Source organism: Ensifer sp. EB106-03-01-XG145 (assembly GCF_058792075.1).
Window position 1 is genome coordinate 1 of record NZ_JBYTEC010000009.1, and the last position, 14,201, is coordinate 14,201.

The 14,201-nt window shown below is 62.1% G+C and carries 13 protein-coding genes; 7 read left to right on the forward strand and 6 right to left on the reverse strand.

The genetic code is table 11. The annotated features are described in order from the left end of the window. Nucleotides 1-215 precede the first annotated feature (215 nt). Nucleotides 216-614, forward strand: coding sequence for a DoxX family protein (locus AC3WWH_RS20670; RefSeq protein ID WP_058325108.1), 399 nt, complete (start codon nucleotides 216-218; stop codon nucleotides 612-614). Between the two features lie 16 nt (nucleotides 615-630). Here the strand turns inward: AC3WWH_RS20670 and AC3WWH_RS20675 are convergent, their stop codons facing one another. The 4 genes from AC3WWH_RS20675 to AC3WWH_RS20690 form a co-directional block, all read right to left on the reverse strand. After that, nucleotides 631-921 (reverse strand): GNAT family N-acetyltransferase, encoded by a 291-nt coding sequence (locus tag AC3WWH_RS20675; protein ID WP_058330206.1) that lies wholly within the window; start codon nucleotides 919-921, stop codon nucleotides 631-633. Between the two features lie 378 nt (nucleotides 922-1,299). Next, nucleotides 1,300-2,403 (reverse strand): NADH:flavin oxidoreductase/NADH oxidase, encoded by a 1,104-nt coding sequence (locus AC3WWH_RS20680; RefSeq protein ID WP_492377223.1) that lies wholly within the window; start codon nucleotides 2,401-2,403, stop codon nucleotides 1,300-1,302. A gap of 168 nt (nucleotides 2,404-2,571) precedes the next feature. Continuing rightward, nucleotides 2,572-2,859 (reverse strand): XapX domain-containing protein, encoded by a 288-nt coding sequence (locus AC3WWH_RS20685; RefSeq protein WP_058325110.1) that lies wholly within the window; start codon nucleotides 2,857-2,859, stop codon nucleotides 2,572-2,574. Nucleotides 2,860-3,006: 147 nt separating this feature from the next. Then, nucleotides 3,007-3,936 (reverse strand): VOC family protein, encoded by a 930-nt coding sequence (locus AC3WWH_RS20690; protein WP_492377224.1) that lies wholly within the window; start codon nucleotides 3,934-3,936, stop codon nucleotides 3,007-3,009. 117 nt (nucleotides 3,937-4,053) lie between these two features. On the opposite strand from AC3WWH_RS20690, the gene AC3WWH_RS20695 reads away from it, so the two are divergent. From AC3WWH_RS20695 to AC3WWH_RS20720, 6 genes are all read left to right on the forward strand, one after another. Then, nucleotides 4,054-4,953: a LysR family transcriptional regulator gene (locus AC3WWH_RS20695; protein WP_492377225.1), complete on the forward strand. Its 900-nt coding sequence runs from the start codon at nucleotides 4,054-4,056 to the stop codon at nucleotides 4,951-4,953. A 293-nt stretch (nucleotides 4,954-5,246) separates the two neighbouring features. After that, on the forward strand, nucleotides 5,247-6,194 hold the full coding sequence (locus AC3WWH_RS20700) for a hypothetical protein (protein ID WP_113399641.1): 948 nt from the start codon (nucleotides 5,247-5,249) through the stop codon (nucleotides 6,192-6,194). Then, a complete protein-coding gene (locus AC3WWH_RS20705) occupies nucleotides 6,191-7,078 on the forward strand; it encodes a HesA/MoeB/ThiF family protein (protein ID WP_058325113.1) in 888 nt (295 codons plus the stop codon). The genes AC3WWH_RS20700 and AC3WWH_RS20705 overlap by 4 nt, the downstream gene beginning before the upstream one ends. Beyond that, nucleotides 7,075-8,274 carry a hypothetical protein gene (locus AC3WWH_RS20710; protein ID WP_113399640.1) on the forward strand — a complete coding sequence of 400 codons (1,200 nt, stop codon included), beginning with the start codon at nucleotides 7,075-7,077 and terminating at the stop codon, nucleotides 8,272-8,274. The genes AC3WWH_RS20705 and AC3WWH_RS20710 overlap by 4 nt, the downstream gene beginning before the upstream one ends. Beyond that, on the forward strand, nucleotides 8,267-9,373 hold the full coding sequence (locus AC3WWH_RS20715; RefSeq protein WP_058325115.1) for a GNAT family N-acetyltransferase: 1,107 nt from the start codon (nucleotides 8,267-8,269) through the stop codon (nucleotides 9,371-9,373). The genes AC3WWH_RS20710 and AC3WWH_RS20715 overlap by 8 nt, the downstream gene beginning before the upstream one ends. After that, entirely contained in the window at nucleotides 9,370-10,386 is a 1,017-nt protein-coding gene (locus AC3WWH_RS20720) for a hypothetical protein (RefSeq protein ID WP_492377226.1), read from the forward strand. Before AC3WWH_RS20715 ends, AC3WWH_RS20720 begins: the two co-directional genes overlap by 4 nt. A gap of 20 nt (nucleotides 10,387-10,406) precedes the next feature. Here AC3WWH_RS20720 and AC3WWH_RS20725 read toward each other — a convergent pair whose 3' ends face one another. Further along, nucleotides 10,407-13,805, reverse strand: a complete 3,399-nt coding sequence (locus AC3WWH_RS20725) for an acyl-[ACP]--phospholipid O-acyltransferase (protein WP_492377227.1) — start codon at nucleotides 13,803-13,805, stop codon at nucleotides 10,407-10,409. A gap of 91 nt (nucleotides 13,806-13,896) precedes the next feature. Then, nucleotides 13,897-14,175 (reverse strand): YiaA/YiaB family inner membrane protein, encoded by a 279-nt coding sequence (locus AC3WWH_RS20730; protein WP_057255179.1) that lies wholly within the window; start codon nucleotides 14,173-14,175, stop codon nucleotides 13,897-13,899. Nucleotides 14,176-14,201: the final 26 nt, after the last annotated feature.

Sequence of the window (14,201 nt, forward strand, 5' to 3'; positions counted from 1 at the left end):
GATTACGCCGTCACCATGGTTCACAAGGGTGACGAACGCGTCCGCCACGGCAAGACGATCGGCCCCAACCCGGCAAAATAACGGGGCGATCTGCCCACCGCGCAACACCCCAGACCCACAATAATGACCGGCTTCGCAAGAAGCCGGTCATTATTGTGAATGATTCAGATCACGCCCACATTGACCTGCCCGGGTCGCTTGCAAAGGAAACACGCATGCACGCTTTATCCAACCAGCTGGCCCCTTATCTGCTCAGCCTTTTGCGCATCGTCTCGGCCCTCGTCCTCTTCAGCTACGGAACGCAGAAGGTCATCGGCTTTCCCGCAAGTGACGGCGGCGGACCGCCCGTCGGCTCCCTGCCCTGGATTGCCGGATTGTTCGAACTCGTCCTCGGCTTCACGCTGCTGGTCGGCTTCAGAAGCCGGCTTTCGGCCTTCATTCTGTCGGGCGTCATGGCGTCGGCCTATTTCCTGCGCCATGCGCCGCAGGGCTTTTATCCGGCTCAGAACGGCGGTACGGCCGCCATCATCTTCTGCTTCGTGTTCCTCTATCTCGCTGCCGCAGGCGGCGGACCCGTCGGCCTTGATGCGGCGCGCGGTGACGCCAAGCTTTGACGGTCGGTCGCGCCGGTCAACCGTCGACGACGTCGCCATAGTCAAGATGGCGAGCGTACCAGGCGGCCACGAACGGGCAACGGATGACGACTTTTCGGTGGCTCGCTCTCACGAGGTCGAAAACGCCGGTCACCAGCCGCGACCCGATCCCGCGGCCGGACAATTCCTCAGGAACCTCCGTATGGATCAACACTAGGCGCCCATCCTCCTGACGGTAGTAGACGGCGGCGATGCCCCCGTCGACCGCCAGTTCGAAGCGGCGCAGCTCCGGGCGCTCGATAACCACATTGTTTTCGGATTGGTTCATGGGACGCTTTCCCTTCCCCGGCCGGGCTTCAAACGGCCTGTTGCAGAAACTGATGGATAGGAGGCGACGATCCGTTTGCGCTCCGCGGTTTTCGCCGGACAAAACAAGCTTCTTGTCCAGGCGCACCGATACCTAAGTGTAGTTACGTAGCACACCGCGCAGGTCTACCTTTCAACCATCGCCTCGCTTCCAGGGGGCAGACAGCATCTTCCAGTCCCGGCTTCGATATCCCCTCCCCGAAGCCTCGGGCCGCCCCGGCCCGCTGAGACCGTCTCCTGCCGCAGGAGAGGGTCTTCTTTCTACGTTGCGGTCAGCGTCGAAAAGAAAAAGGGCGCGATCCGACATCGGTATGGCGTGCGCGCCGGTTCTTACGTCTGCCTAGCGGTCGAAGAGATGACGGAGTTGTCGGGGTTGCGATCGCAGATACTGATCGGGCGCCCACACCCGCTCGCCGAAATGCGCGGCGGCATGCCAGGGCCAGCGGGGATCGTAGAGAATGGCGCGGGCAATCGCGATGAGGTCGGCATCGCCCGTCGTCAGGATTGCTTCGGCCTGTTCGAACTCTGTAATGAGGCCGACGGCGATGACCGGTATCGCCACATTCTCTTTGACGGCGCGCGCAAAGGGTACCTGATAGCTTGGGCCGATCGCAATTTGCTGGTGGGACGCAAGGCCGCCCGACGAGACATGAATGGCCGAGCAGCCACGTGCTTCAAGCGCCTGGCAAAAGGTGATGGTTTGCTCGATATCCCAGCCGTTCTGCGCCCAGTCGGTCGCCGAGACCCGCATCGTCACCGGCCGGTCCGCCGGAAATGCCGCGCGAACGGCCTCGAAGACTTCAAGCGGGAAGCGCATGCGGTTTTCCAGCGTTCCACCATAGTCGTCTGTGCGACGGTTGGAGAGGGGCGACAGGAACTGATGCAGGAGATAGCCGTGGGCTCCGTGAATTTGGACAGCGTCCAGCCCGAGAGCGGCGGCGCGCCTGGCGGCATCGGCGAAGGCCGAGCGGACCTGCGCAAGGCCGGCGCGATCGAGCGCCACCGGATGGTCATAGTCATCGTGGAAAGGGACAGGCCTCGGTGCGACGGTTTTCCAGCCGCCTTCGTCCTTCGGGTTGATCTGGCGACCGCCTTTCCATGGGACTTCGCTGGAAGCTTTCCGTCCGGCATGACCAAGCTGGATGGCGATGGGCATGTCGGACCACCGTCGCACCCCGTCCAGAACCCGGCCCATCGCGCGCTCGCAGGCATCCGAATAAAGCCCGACATCGCCATAGGAAATACGGCCCTCAGGCAGGACTGCGGTCGCCTCGATGGTGAGAACAGCCGCACCCGACAGGGCCAGATTACCGAGATGGATAAGATGCCAGTCGGTCATCTGCCCGTCCGTGGCCGAATATTGGCACATTGGCGCGATGACGATGCGGTTTCGCAGATTAAGCGATCCCATTTCCAAGGGCGAAAAAAGCCTGGTTCCGCTCATGATCGTTCTCCAGAGGTCGACAGGGCCTGTCGGGTCGGTCCTGCCAATGTTTCGCCGTTTAGCAGCGAGGTTGCAATCTCTCGGTGTCGAAGGGGCTTCAGAACTTGCCGTTCGATCCGCCATTTCGATTGGGCTCGTGCTGGACGCGGAAAGGCTTTCGGCGCGGGCTCAGCTATCAGACTTGATCCGAACCTGCTGGGCTGCGGCGAAATCGCTCCGGTTTTCTCCCTTCGGCATGTGACCGAACATGTGGGGTTTGATCTGGTTGATCCAGGAAATCACCGCCGGCTCCTTGCCCCACAGAGTTTTGGCAAAAGGAACGATCTGTTCGCCGACGAGAATTCCAAGAAGGCCGACCAGGGCGATAACCGGCGGTGCCGGCGAGCGGACATTGAGGAGGCTGTAGACAATGCCGACGAGAAGTCCGGCGCCGAGCGACATCAGATAGAGTTTCATGACGGTGATCCTTGATTGGTTTAGCTGCCACTCTGAGCGGTTTGACTCAGAGTGGCTTTGCCTATCGCATCGCTTAGCCGGGTTCGGGCCGATGCGTTTTCCAGGGTGGACGCGCTGCTTGCGAATGGCACCGATCAGGCGCCGGTCCTATGCAAGCGGAACCAGATTTGCCTCGATCTTGTCGCGGAAAGGTGCGTATCGGTTCGGCAGCTTCAGCGCCTCGCCGAGATGGGCGGTGTCCTCGTCGCGGTCGAAGCCGGGTTCGTTCGTTGCGATCTCGAACAGGATCCCGCCCGGTGTCCGGAAGTAGATCGCCCAGAAATAGTCGCGATCGATGACGGGAGTTACCTGGTAGCCGGTGTCCATCAGTGCTTTGCGCACTTCGAGCTGCTTTTCACGGTTCTCGACCGCAAAGGCGATGTGATGGACCGAACCAGCCCCCTGGCGGGCAAATGGTGTCTTCGGGAGCGCCGCCAGGTCGATCGTGTCTGCACCGTTGCCGCCGGGAATGATGAACCGCGTGACGTCCCCTTCGATTTCAGAACGCTCATAGCCCATGAAACGGAGGAGTTCTTCGGTCGCCGCCGTGTCGTGAAGGTTGAAGCGGGCGCCGCTGAAGCCGCGGATGGCGTTGGCCTCGGAAATGCCCTCGGCAAGCCAGGGGGCGCGGACGTCGTCGGCCGCTTCGACCAGGGCGAGGCCATCACCATCGGGGCCCGTGAAACGCAGGCGATTGGCACCAAAGACCGTGTCGGTCTGAATACCACCCACACCTTGAGCAATGAGGCGGTCCTTCCAGAAGGCCAGCGCCCCCTTTGGAATGGAGAACTGGGTCTCGCCGACTTCGCCGACGCCCGGCCGCCCGATCATCATGTGCGGGAACGGAAAGTACGTCATGACGGTACCAGGCGTACCGTTCTCATCGCCATAATAAAGGTGATACACACTCGGATCATCGAAATTGACCGTCTTCTTCACGCGGCGAAGGCCGAGCGTGTCGGTGAAAAACCTGTTGTTCTGCTGCGCATCCGACGCCATGGAGGTGACGTGATGCAGTCCCTTGATATCCTTGATCATGGCCCGTGCCTTTCTTCGTTGACTTGTCCGTCGATGCGAAGAGATGTACTCGGGTTGATTACGTCGCAGAATTGCAATATTTCTTTCGAGTGAGTTGCGATTTTTGAAACAATAGAGATGAACGATCACAAAGCCCTGAAAATCTTCCTGATGGCCGCCGAGAAGCGCAACTTCGCTCAGGTTGCCCGCGAGCTCGATATGACGCCCGCTGCCGTCACGCGGGCCATTGCCGCGCTTGAAGATGATCTCGGGGTCCAGTTGTTTGTTCGCACGACCCGCCAGGTATCGCTGACGACGGACGGCGCCGTTTTTGCCGCCCAGATTCAGCCAGCGGTCGATACGCTCGAAAACGCGCGGCGTGATGTCAAGAACGCCCACAAGGCTGACCAGGGGCGACTGAGGATCAGCGCGCCGACTTGGCTCGGCAAGACAGTGCTGCCGCCGATCCTCTCCGGCTTCCGGGAGCTCTACCCGAAGATGTGCTTCGAGATCTCGCTGTCGGACGGCCTGGTCGACATCGTTGATGACGATTACGATCTCGCGATCCGCATTTCGTCGGCCCCTTCGGACAAGTTTACGATATGGCGCAAGATCAAGGTGGTCCCGCGGATTCTGGTGGCCGCGCCAGGCAGTCGGTTCGCTGAGATGGAACACCCGAGCGAACTGACACCGGACGATTGTCTCGCCTATAGCGGCGAAAGCCGACGTGAGAACTGGCTGCTTTCGGACGGAGGCTCAAGCATCACCATCGTCGCCGGAAGGGCATTCAGCGCCAACAATGGCGAGGTCCTGGCCGACATGGCCGCAGACGGCGCGGGCGTGGCGATGCTGCCGGGCTTCCATATCGCCGAGCATATTCGCAGTGGCCGGCTCGTCCACGTCCTGCGTGGCTGGTCGCCACCGGACCTTTGGCTGACGCTCTATTATCCGCCCTACCAGGCCCTACCGCCGCGCATCGCGACCTTTTCGAAATTCTTCGAGGAACAACTGACCGCTCACATGGTCATGCTCGACTAGAGCTCCCGCTTTCAAGTGGAAGCACTAGAAGCGAAAAGATGCTCTAGAATCAAAGTGCTGGAGCGTACTTTTGTGCGTTCATCTGAACGCACGGCGCTTGTCTTATGACGATCTGCGCTTCTTGTGAGAAAAAGAGGAGTCGGCGAGGACAATCACGGCATCACCGCCTGATACCAAACCGTCGGCGCTTGCTCTCGGCCAAAATTAAACCAAATGTTTGCTCTCTCCCGCGAAGATGCGACCCAAGCTTGCACAAACCTCCACTCTAGAATTGAAGCTGCCGGGCCGGGCCATTGTACAATCTGATATCGGTCGTGCTGAAGAAGCGCCTCGACCTCTCATTCGAGACTTCACCAGATTTCCGCGCGAGGATCGTGGAAGCTCCCGGGCTGTGGATGAGCGAGCGGGAAGTCGCCAGACTGCGGCACGATCTGCGAAAGGTCGCGCAGCGATCGGTTCCCGACGGAGAGCTGGACTACGGCGTCTTCTCCGAGCGTGAAGACGCCCTCGCCCGGACGATCGTGACGGTCGTCTATCGGGTTTCAGACGGTGAGCCGGTCGCCTTCAACGCCTTGCCGGTCATCCAGGTCTCTCTCTCGGGCAAACCCGTCGACGTTCTCCACCTGGGGCTGGTGATGATCGATCCCGCAGTTCGCAGCCAGGGGCTTTCCTGGGTGCTCTACGGCCTCACCTGCTTTCTTCTTTTCCTGCGCAACCAGCTTCGTCCGCTCTGGATATCAAATGTCACCCAGGTGCCGGCCGTTGCCGGCATGGTGGCCGAGACCTTCAGTGGCGTCTTCCCAGCGCCCACGCGCGGCGCGCGTCGATCGTTGCATCAGCAACTGATCGCCACGGCGATCATGGGCTCCCATCGTCATGTCTTCGGCGTCGGTCCTGATTCCGGTTTCGACGGTGATCGCTTCGTGATCACCAACGCATATACGGGCGGTTCCGACAACCTGAAAAAGACCTTCGAGGCGGCGCCGAAGCACCGGAAGGCTGAGTACAACGACTTCTGCGCAGCCGAACTCGACTACGATCGCGGCGACGACCTGCTTCAGATCGGACAGCTCGACCTCAACGCGGCGCAGCGCTACCTCATGGAAAGCGTGCCGCGCAACGCGCTCGGTCGTCTTGCCGTCGCAAGTTTCGTCATCCTCGTCCAAAGGCTGGCTCTGCCAGTTTTGCATTGGGCGGACAGCCGTCGACAGTGGGGCATATTGAGGCCTTCAAACCAATGAGCAGCGTCTTCTCCTACGAGGCCTTCACCACGCGCAACATCGGCTTCGTCACAGAGGCGGAGCAACGACGCTTGAGACTGGCGACCGTCTTCGTCTGCGGAACCGGCGGCATGGGCGGCGCCTGCATCCAGGCGCTGGCGCGGGCCGGCATCGGCCGTCTCATTCTCGCCGACATCGACCGCTTCGAACTGTCGAACCTCAACCGCCAGGTCTTCTGTTTTGCCGACACTATTGGCACGCCCAAGGCAGAAGCGACCCGAGACCTCTGCCTAAAGATCAATCCCGACTTGGACGTGACCGTCTTCGGCCCGGATTGGACCGATCATGCCGAGACGCTCATTGCCGACGCGGACGTCGTCATCAACGGGACGGACGATCTCGGCGCCAGCCTCCTGCTCTATCGCGTCTCGCGAAACCTCGGCCGGACGGTGATCGACGCCTATGCGTCTCCCCTGCCCTCCGTTTACGTGACGCGACCGCAAGATCCGATGCCGGAAGAGCGGCTCGGTTATCCGACCGCCGGAACCGCCTGGAACGCACTTACGGCTGACCAGCGGGCGGAAGCTTTCCTGCGCGAGGCAGAATACGTGATGGTCCATTCGTCGTCACGCCACCATGTCGATCTTTCGCTCGCCGGCGAAGTGATTGCCGGCACCCGCAGTCGCATGTCCTTCGCGCCAATGGTGATCTCCACCGGCACATTGATGGCCTACGAGGCGATCCACGTGGTCCTCGGTCGTCCACAGTCCGCCGATTGCCGCGGCTGGTTCTTCAATCTCCATGCCGGGCGCATCGAACGGCCCCGCAATGCGGTCGTCGCGGCGCTGCTGCGTCCGCTGGTACGTCGCTACCTGATGCGCCTTGCGGCTCCGGCAGCGCCATGAACACGCCGCTCGTTGCCGATAGTTTCGTTTCGCTAGCAGCACTTGGCGGCCTCCTTGTGCTGATCGGCACCATCCGTAGCTTCGATGCGGAAAGCCCGCTGAACCGCCGCTTCCTCTTTGGATTGCAGGTGCTGGCGGCACTGATGGCGAGCCGGGTGCTCGGCTGGTGGACAGATCTCTTCATCTTTAAGGCCGCAACGATCATAACTGCAGGCCTCGTTCCGCTCTCCACAGTTCTCCTCGCCGAGGGCCTGTTGCGCCGCCATGCGCCGAGGACGACGAAATGGATCGCAGCCGGGGGTGCGGCCGCCTTCATTGCGCTCGCCTTCCTGCCGGCATCGATCGCCGAGCCCTGGCGTGTCGCGCTGCTGTTCGTCTATCAACTCGTCACCTTCGCTCTCGCCGGGCACATGACGGTAACGCGCGACCGGGCGAGCCTGTCGAAGGCGGAGAACCAGGCGGTTGACCGCGTGGCCCTCTCGCTGCTTCTGATCCTGCCGCTCCTCGTCACCGATTTCCGCTCGGCCTACATCGACCAGCCGGTGCGGCTCGGCGGGGTCGCGATCCTGTTCCTGTGCTGGCTGCTGATCAGCCTTGGCCAGAGCGCCGTCGGGCATCGCGACACCGTCGTCTCCTTCGCCATCCTGCTTTCGGTCGCTCTGCTCGCAGCCCTTGTCATCGGCTTCGAAAACGAGCTCGAACCGGCGGCGCTGGTGCGGGCGGCCAGCGTCATCCTCAGCGCCGCCTTGCTTGGCGTAATCTGGAAGGACAGCCTAAGCCTGCGCACAGAGCAAAGACGGCAGAGCCTGATCCGGCATCTGGCCGAGGACCGCATCGACGACACGCTCGGATTCCTCAAGGAATTGCAGAACCATCCGTTGGTGGATGGCGCACTTCTGCTTGGCGAGGATGAACTTTCCGACCTCGACTTGCCGGTGATCAAGGCGCTCTTTGCTGCCCGGCCGTTGATGCGCACTGCCGAAACGGGCAGCCTTTCCCAATCGGACGCCGAGCAGCTTGCCTGGCTGCTCGAAAAATACGAGGCGACCCACGTCATGCTGGTGTCGAACCGGCCGTTCCGGCTGATTGCGCTCAACATGCCCTCCGTCACGGCCACGCCGGGTGCGGAGACCGAGTTGAAGGTCGTCCAGCGCATGGCCATGCTGATCTCCGAGAGGAACTCGCTCCATGATTGAGATCCGCGAGGGGGATATCGACGCCTTCTTCACCGCGCCCTTTCAGATCTACGGTGCACGCACGCCCTACGTCTCGCCGATGTTCAGCGACCTCAAGCGCTTCCTTTCAGCTGAAAAGAACCCTCTCTTCGATACGGCAGCAGACTTCGCCATCTTCACGGCCCATGACGGCGGCGCCGTGCGCGGGCGCATAACAGCCCACGTGCACCGCGCAGCGAACGCGAATTTTGGCCTTGAGCGCGGTTATTTCGGTTACTTCGACTGTGCCGACGACGAGCGCGTCGCGGCCGCCCTGTTGGAGCGGGCAGAGGATTGGGCGCGCGCGAAGGGCTTTGGGGAAATCCTCGGAAACTTCAACCTGACTGCCATGCAGCAAGTCGGCATCATGATCGGCGGTTTCGAGAACGCGCCCTATACGGATCAGATCTGGGGGCCACCGCATCTGCCCCGCCTGCTGGAACGCCGGGGGTACGCCCCATGCTTCCCGATGACCACCTTCGAAATCGACGTCCGCACTGTGGCAGTCGATGGCCTGCTCGCCAGCGCGCAGATGCGCACGCTTTTCGACGACGGCTTCCGTTTTTCACCGATCCGGCGAGCAACGCTCGAACGGAGATTGGAGGATTCCCGGCTGATCCTCAACGAGAGTTTCGCCCACAATCCGATGTTCGTCCCCGTCAGCCGAGCGGAATACGACTTTCAGGCCAAGGAGATGAAGTGGATCATGGATCCACGCATCTCGGCGGTGGCGGAGAAAGACGGCGCGCCAGCCGGCGCGGTGATTGCCATACCTGACGTCAATCCGATGCTGAAGGCGATGGGCTCGCGGCTCGGGTTGAGCGCGCCCTGGCATCTGCTCAGGCACCGCCTCCAGCGTCGGCGTGCCGTGATCATATTCCAGGGTGTGAAACCGGAGCATCAGGGACGTGGTCTCAATCCACTCCTGCTCGCCCATGTGCTCAAAGAAATGCGCCGCGCCGGCTATGAGACTGCCGGCGGCACTTGGATCGCGGACGTCAATGCGGCGAGCCTGAGGCAGGCGGAAAAAGCCGGCGCAAGGCCTCTCCATCGTCTGCATCTCTTCGGAAAGACATTATGAACCGCATTGACGCCGCGACGCTCGCCGACCTGGCGGCTGAAGCTAACCTCGCCCCCTCCGTCCACAACACCCCGGCCCGCTGGATGCTGGACGAAGACGGATGCATTCTGCTTGCTGCCGACCTCTCCCGACACCTCAGCGTCGGCGATCCGACCGGTCGCGACATGGGGCTTTCCTGTGGAGCGGCGCTCGAGGGCATGGTGATGGCGCTCGCCGCGTGCGGGATCGGTGTGGCCATCGAAGATCTCTGGGCCGACAACATTCTCGACTGGAGGCCCGGCTACCGATTGGCCGCGCGGCTGACACTTGCGGGCGCGGCGATGCCGACGGAGCTTGCCGGCTGGACCACCAAACGCTTCACATGGCGTGCCCGCTTCTTGCCCGCGGCGCCCGAACAGATCACACGCCTTGAGCACTGGGTGGCTGAGACGGCTGATGTAAAGCGCGCCAGCGGCCACGAGGATCTCGCCTTCATTGCCGCACTTAACGACCGCGCAAGTCTGTCGATCATGCGCGAAAAATCGTTCCGCGATGAACTCGTGGCGTGGATGCGGCTTTCTCCAACCCATCCGGCCTATGCCTTCGATGGGCTCAATCTTGCCGCCCTGCAGATGGGACGGCTGGAAGGCGCGCTGGCGGAGCATGTGCTCGCTTCGCCGCTTTTCGATATTGCCGATCGGCTGGGCCTCGGCAAAAGTCTCGTCGCCGAAGCGGGAAAGACAATAACCGCCGCGGCTTGCCTCCTGTTCCATCGGCCGGAGAGCGAGAGCGCGATCGTTTCTGGGCAAGCCTTCTATCGTTTCTGGCTGGGCTTCACGCGTCTCGGTTTCGCCGGTTGGCCGATGGCGGTGCTGGCCGATCTGCCCGCGGCTTCGGAGGCGATGCGGCAGCGCTTCCCGTTGCCACCCGGCCACCGGCTGATCAATGTCCTGCGCGTGGGGCCGGCGCCGTCGACCGTTCCGAAATATCGCCTTCCGGCCCGTGACCTCGTGTTGAACGGAAAGCCGGACTGAAGCCGGCTCCCTTTTCTACATCAGGCGGCGTCCTCGGTCCTTGCAGTCTCGGCGAGAAGCTTCTGAGCACTGACGAAGTCCACCTTTCCGGTTCCAAGCACAGGCACGGCACCCACCCTCACATCCGCGGGAACCATCATGTCCATCGCCCCCTTTTCCTTGGCGAAGCGAAGGAATGCGGCACGTGTTGCACCCGGAGCGTCCGTGAGCATGACCAGGCGCTCGCCTTTTTTGGCATCAGGCAGCGACACGACAACCGTCAACTGACCCGGCCACAGCTCTCCCGCCAGCGACTCCACAGCGCCAAGCGAAACCATCTCGCCGCCGATCTTGGCAAATCGTTTGGCCCGACCCCGGATGACGATGAAACCATCTTCATCGACAGTGACGATGTCGCCGGTGTCATGCCAGCCGTCCGGCGTCGGCTCGATCACGCCGGGCGCCTCCACGCGGAGATATCCGGCCATGACGTTGGCGCCGCGGATGAAGAGCCGCCCGCCCTCCATGACACCCGGCACGGCATCGAGCCTATACTCCATGCCCGGCATGATCTTGCCGACGCTACCGGCCTTGTTGAACATCGGCGTGTTCAGCGCAATCACCGGCGCCGCCTCGGTCACGCCGTAGCCTTCGAGGATGCGGACACCGAACTTCTCCATGTAGAGTGCACGGGTAGCCGCCCTGACTGGCTCGGCGCCGGCGAAACAATAGCGGATCGACCGGAAGTCATAGGGATGGGCCGTCCGTGCATAACCGTTCAGGAAGGTGTCGGTGCCGAAGATGATCGTCGCGTTGGAAGCGTAGATCAGTTCCGGGATGATCCGGTAGTGCAGCGGCGACGGATAGAAATAGACGGGCACGCCGGAGATGAGCGGCAGGACAGTACCAGCGGTGAGCCCGAAGGAATGGAACACCGGCAGGATGTTGAACACCTTGTCGCCCGAGTGGAAATCGATGCGGGACGCGGCTTGAGCCGCATTGGAGAGGATGTTGCGGTGTGTCAGCACCACGCCCTTCGGCGTCCCTTCCGAACCGGAGGTATAGAGTATGACGGCCGGATCGTCGGCTGTGCGTCGAACAAGCGGACGCGCCTTCTGCAGGAGACCGCGCAGCTTGTCGGCAAGGCCGATCGTCTGGCGCAGATCATCGAGCCAGACGATTTCCACCGTCTTCGACAACTCCTCGACGACGGGGCCAAGTTTCGCCTGGGTAACGAAGGCACGCGACGTCAGCACGTAGCAGACCTCCGCGGCCTTGCACGCCGAAACGATGTTGGCCGCGCCTGCCGTGAAGTTCAGCATTGCAGGCACCTTGCCGGCAGACATTACGCCGAGGATGGTTGCAACCGCACCGTTGGCGTTGGGCAAGAGAACGCCGAGCGCCTTCTCGGCCGGGAAGAGCGACTTGAACTTCGCGCCAAGCACGGCCGCACCCGTCAGCAGCTTGCCATAGGACAGGGAACCGGTGACCGGGTCCTGCACGGCGAGCCGGTTGAACCCACGCTCCTTGGCCGTCTTGATCACCTTTTCGAGCACGGTGGTGTTGGTATCCGTGGTGCGGAACATCAACATCGACATGACTTGGTAGAGAGCGGCGCCCGCGGCCATGCGGCGCTTGCGACCTTTCAGCTCTTCCGGAACAGAGAGGCGAACGGGCTCCAGAATGGTGACCTTCACCTTCGGAAACAGGCGGCGGCGAACGTGCAAGGAACTGAGGCGCGAGAAGTAGCTCTTCTCCAGCCCATCGATACGGACCGGCACGACCATGGAGCCGGTCTTGTCGGCCACCATCGCGGCGCCGTCATAGACCTTCATCAGCGCGCCGGTGACTGTGATGCGGCCCTCGGGGAAGATCACGAGCGGTTCGCCATTGTTGACCGTCTTGATGAGCGTGCGCGTTGCCATCGGCTTCGAAGGATCCAGCGGCAGGAAATTGCACATCTTCAGGAACGGCTTCACCCACCAGGCCTTGGCGATGGTGTAGTCGACAGCGAAGGTCGGTTCCTCGTCCGTCAGCGCCAGGGCCAGCGCGCCATCGAGAAAGGAAACATGGTTGAGCGCTATGATCGGCGCGCGACCCGCCTTTTTCAGGTTGTCGAGGCCGTCCACTTCCAGCCGCAGGAAGGCGCGGAAGAGGATGGATACGAAATCACGGAAAGCATTGGTCGGCAGCGTGCGCAGCATGACCCAGGCCGCCACGGCATTGGCCAGCGCAAGGCCGGCCAAAAGCACAGGTGTCGACACGCCGGACGCCTGCAAGACGGCGACAAGGCCGCCGCCGATCGTGATGAAGGCCGCGGACAACACATTCGACGCACCGATGACGCGCGAACGCTGGTCCTCTTGCGCCCAGGCCTGAAGGGCCGCGAGCGTGGGTACGGCCAGGAAGGCGCCGGCGATGGCCATGCCCGCCAGATCGATGGCGATCCGCACCGTATAGGGACCGGCGAAGAAAGCAGAGAGCGTCTCGGTCGGAGCAACCGCGCCGGCATGTCCGACGCACCAGGCGAGATCGACGCCGAAGAGCGCCATGATCAGGGTACCGACGGGCGCCGGCAGGAGCACGATACGTCCTGCGGACATCCAGGCGGCGATCGCCGAGCCAACGCCGACCGCTACGGCGAAGACGGCGAGATAGGCGGTGATCGCAGTCTCGTCGCCGCCGAGATAGATCTTCACCATGGGTGGCAGCAGCGACAGCACGATGGCGCCCGCCAGCCAGAACCAGGCGGCCATCAGCGCCGTGCGCCAGAGCCGCCGATCGCCGCGCAGCGAAGCAACGAGCCGGCCGGTGGAACGCAGGACGTTGCGATCGACCACGATGTCCGGCGCCTTGGCGCCAAGGCGGGGAATGTAGCGGCTCGAGAGCCAGCAGGCGAGTGCAAGGCCGAGCATCATGGGACCAAACAGCCAGGGGTTGACGCCATCGGCCGCGGCAAGCCCCGCGACGACAGTGCCGCTGAGGATGGCGATGAACGTCGCCCCCTCGATCCAGGCGTTCGCACGCGGCAGTTCCTTGCGCTCCAGGTGGTCGGGCAGGATGCCGTATTTGACGGGCCCAAAGAGCGCGGAGATGGCGCCGAACAGGAAGAGCGCAACCAGCAGCACGGCAATGGAGGAGTACGCAATACCGACGACTGCAACGGCCGCGGCAGCGAGTTCCCAGCGCTTCAGTCTCTCAGCGACGACCGCCTTGTCGAACTTGTCGGCAATTTGGCCACCAAGTGCGGAAAAGAGCAGGAACGGCGCCATGAAGACGGCGCCGGCCAGCGTAACGAGTGATCCGGCATCATTTGCCGCCACGGTGGCGAGGATGAGGAAGACGAGCGTGTTCTTGAGGAAATTATCGTTGAACGCCGAGAGGAACTGCGTCCAGAAGAGTGGCGCAAACCGCCGAGAAGTCATGAGATTGTTTTTCACGGAACGTCTCCCCTTTTTTGAGCGTTCTAGATGAAAGTCGTTTCACTCTCGTTCACAGGTTGTGCTTTGTGGCGACAGGGCTAACGATGGATTAAACGTCGTCGGCCTTGATGCCGAGCAGCAGCTTCTCGGTCTTTGCATCATCGATCCGGCGGATGAGCTTTTCAGCTTCCAGATTGTCGCGCAGCGTCTTGGTGACGTTTACCGCCGTCTGCAGGAGCATCAGGATCCCCATGGCGAGATACCCTTTTCCCCAGAGATCGATCGGCATCATGTAAAGGCCGATCACCACCATGAAGGCGGCCACACCGAAGCTCACATAGGAGAAGGAGGTCCAGGCCGGGGAGTGTTTCATCAGGCTGTCGTTCATCGTCGTTTTCCTTTGAGAGATAGTGG

Excerpts from the sequence above, each read along its gene's own strand:
- AC3WWH_RS20695 (WP_492377225.1), top strand. The coding sequence starts at position 4,054 with ATGAACGATCACAAAGCCCTGAAAATCTTCCTGATGGCCGCCGAGAAG.
- AC3WWH_RS20710 (WP_113399640.1), top strand. The coding sequence starts at position 7,075 with ATGAACACGCCGCTCGTTGCCGATAGTTTCGTTTCGCTAGCAGCACTT.
- AC3WWH_RS20705 (WP_058325113.1), top strand. The coding sequence starts at position 6,191 with ATGAGCAGCGTCTTCTCCTACGAGGCCTTCACCACGCGCAACATCGGC.
- AC3WWH_RS20680 (WP_492377223.1), bottom strand. The coding sequence starts at position 2,403 with ATGAGCGGAACCAGGCTTTTTTCGCCCTTGGAAATGGGATCGCTTAAT.
- AC3WWH_RS20675 (WP_058330206.1), bottom strand. The coding sequence starts at position 921 with ATGAACCAATCCGAAAACAATGTGGTTATCGAGCGCCCGGAGCTGCGC.
- AC3WWH_RS20715 (WP_058325115.1), top strand. The coding sequence starts at position 8,267 with ATGATTGAGATCCGCGAGGGGGATATCGACGCCTTCTTCACCGCGCCC.
- AC3WWH_RS20685 (WP_058325110.1), bottom strand. The coding sequence starts at position 2,859 with ATGAAACTCTATCTGATGTCGCTCGGCGCCGGACTTCTCGTCGGCATT.
- AC3WWH_RS20690 (WP_492377224.1), bottom strand. The coding sequence starts at position 3,936 with ATGATCAAGGATATCAAGGGACTGCATCACGTCACCTCCATGGCGTCG.
- AC3WWH_RS20730 (WP_057255179.1), bottom strand. The coding sequence starts at position 14,175 with ATGAACGACAGCCTGATGAAACACTCCCCGGCCTGGACCTCCTTCTCC.
- AC3WWH_RS20720 (WP_492377226.1), top strand. The coding sequence starts at position 9,370 with ATGAACCGCATTGACGCCGCGACGCTCGCCGACCTGGCGGCTGAAGCT.
- AC3WWH_RS20670 (WP_058325108.1), top strand. The coding sequence starts at position 216 with ATGCACGCTTTATCCAACCAGCTGGCCCCTTATCTGCTCAGCCTTTTG.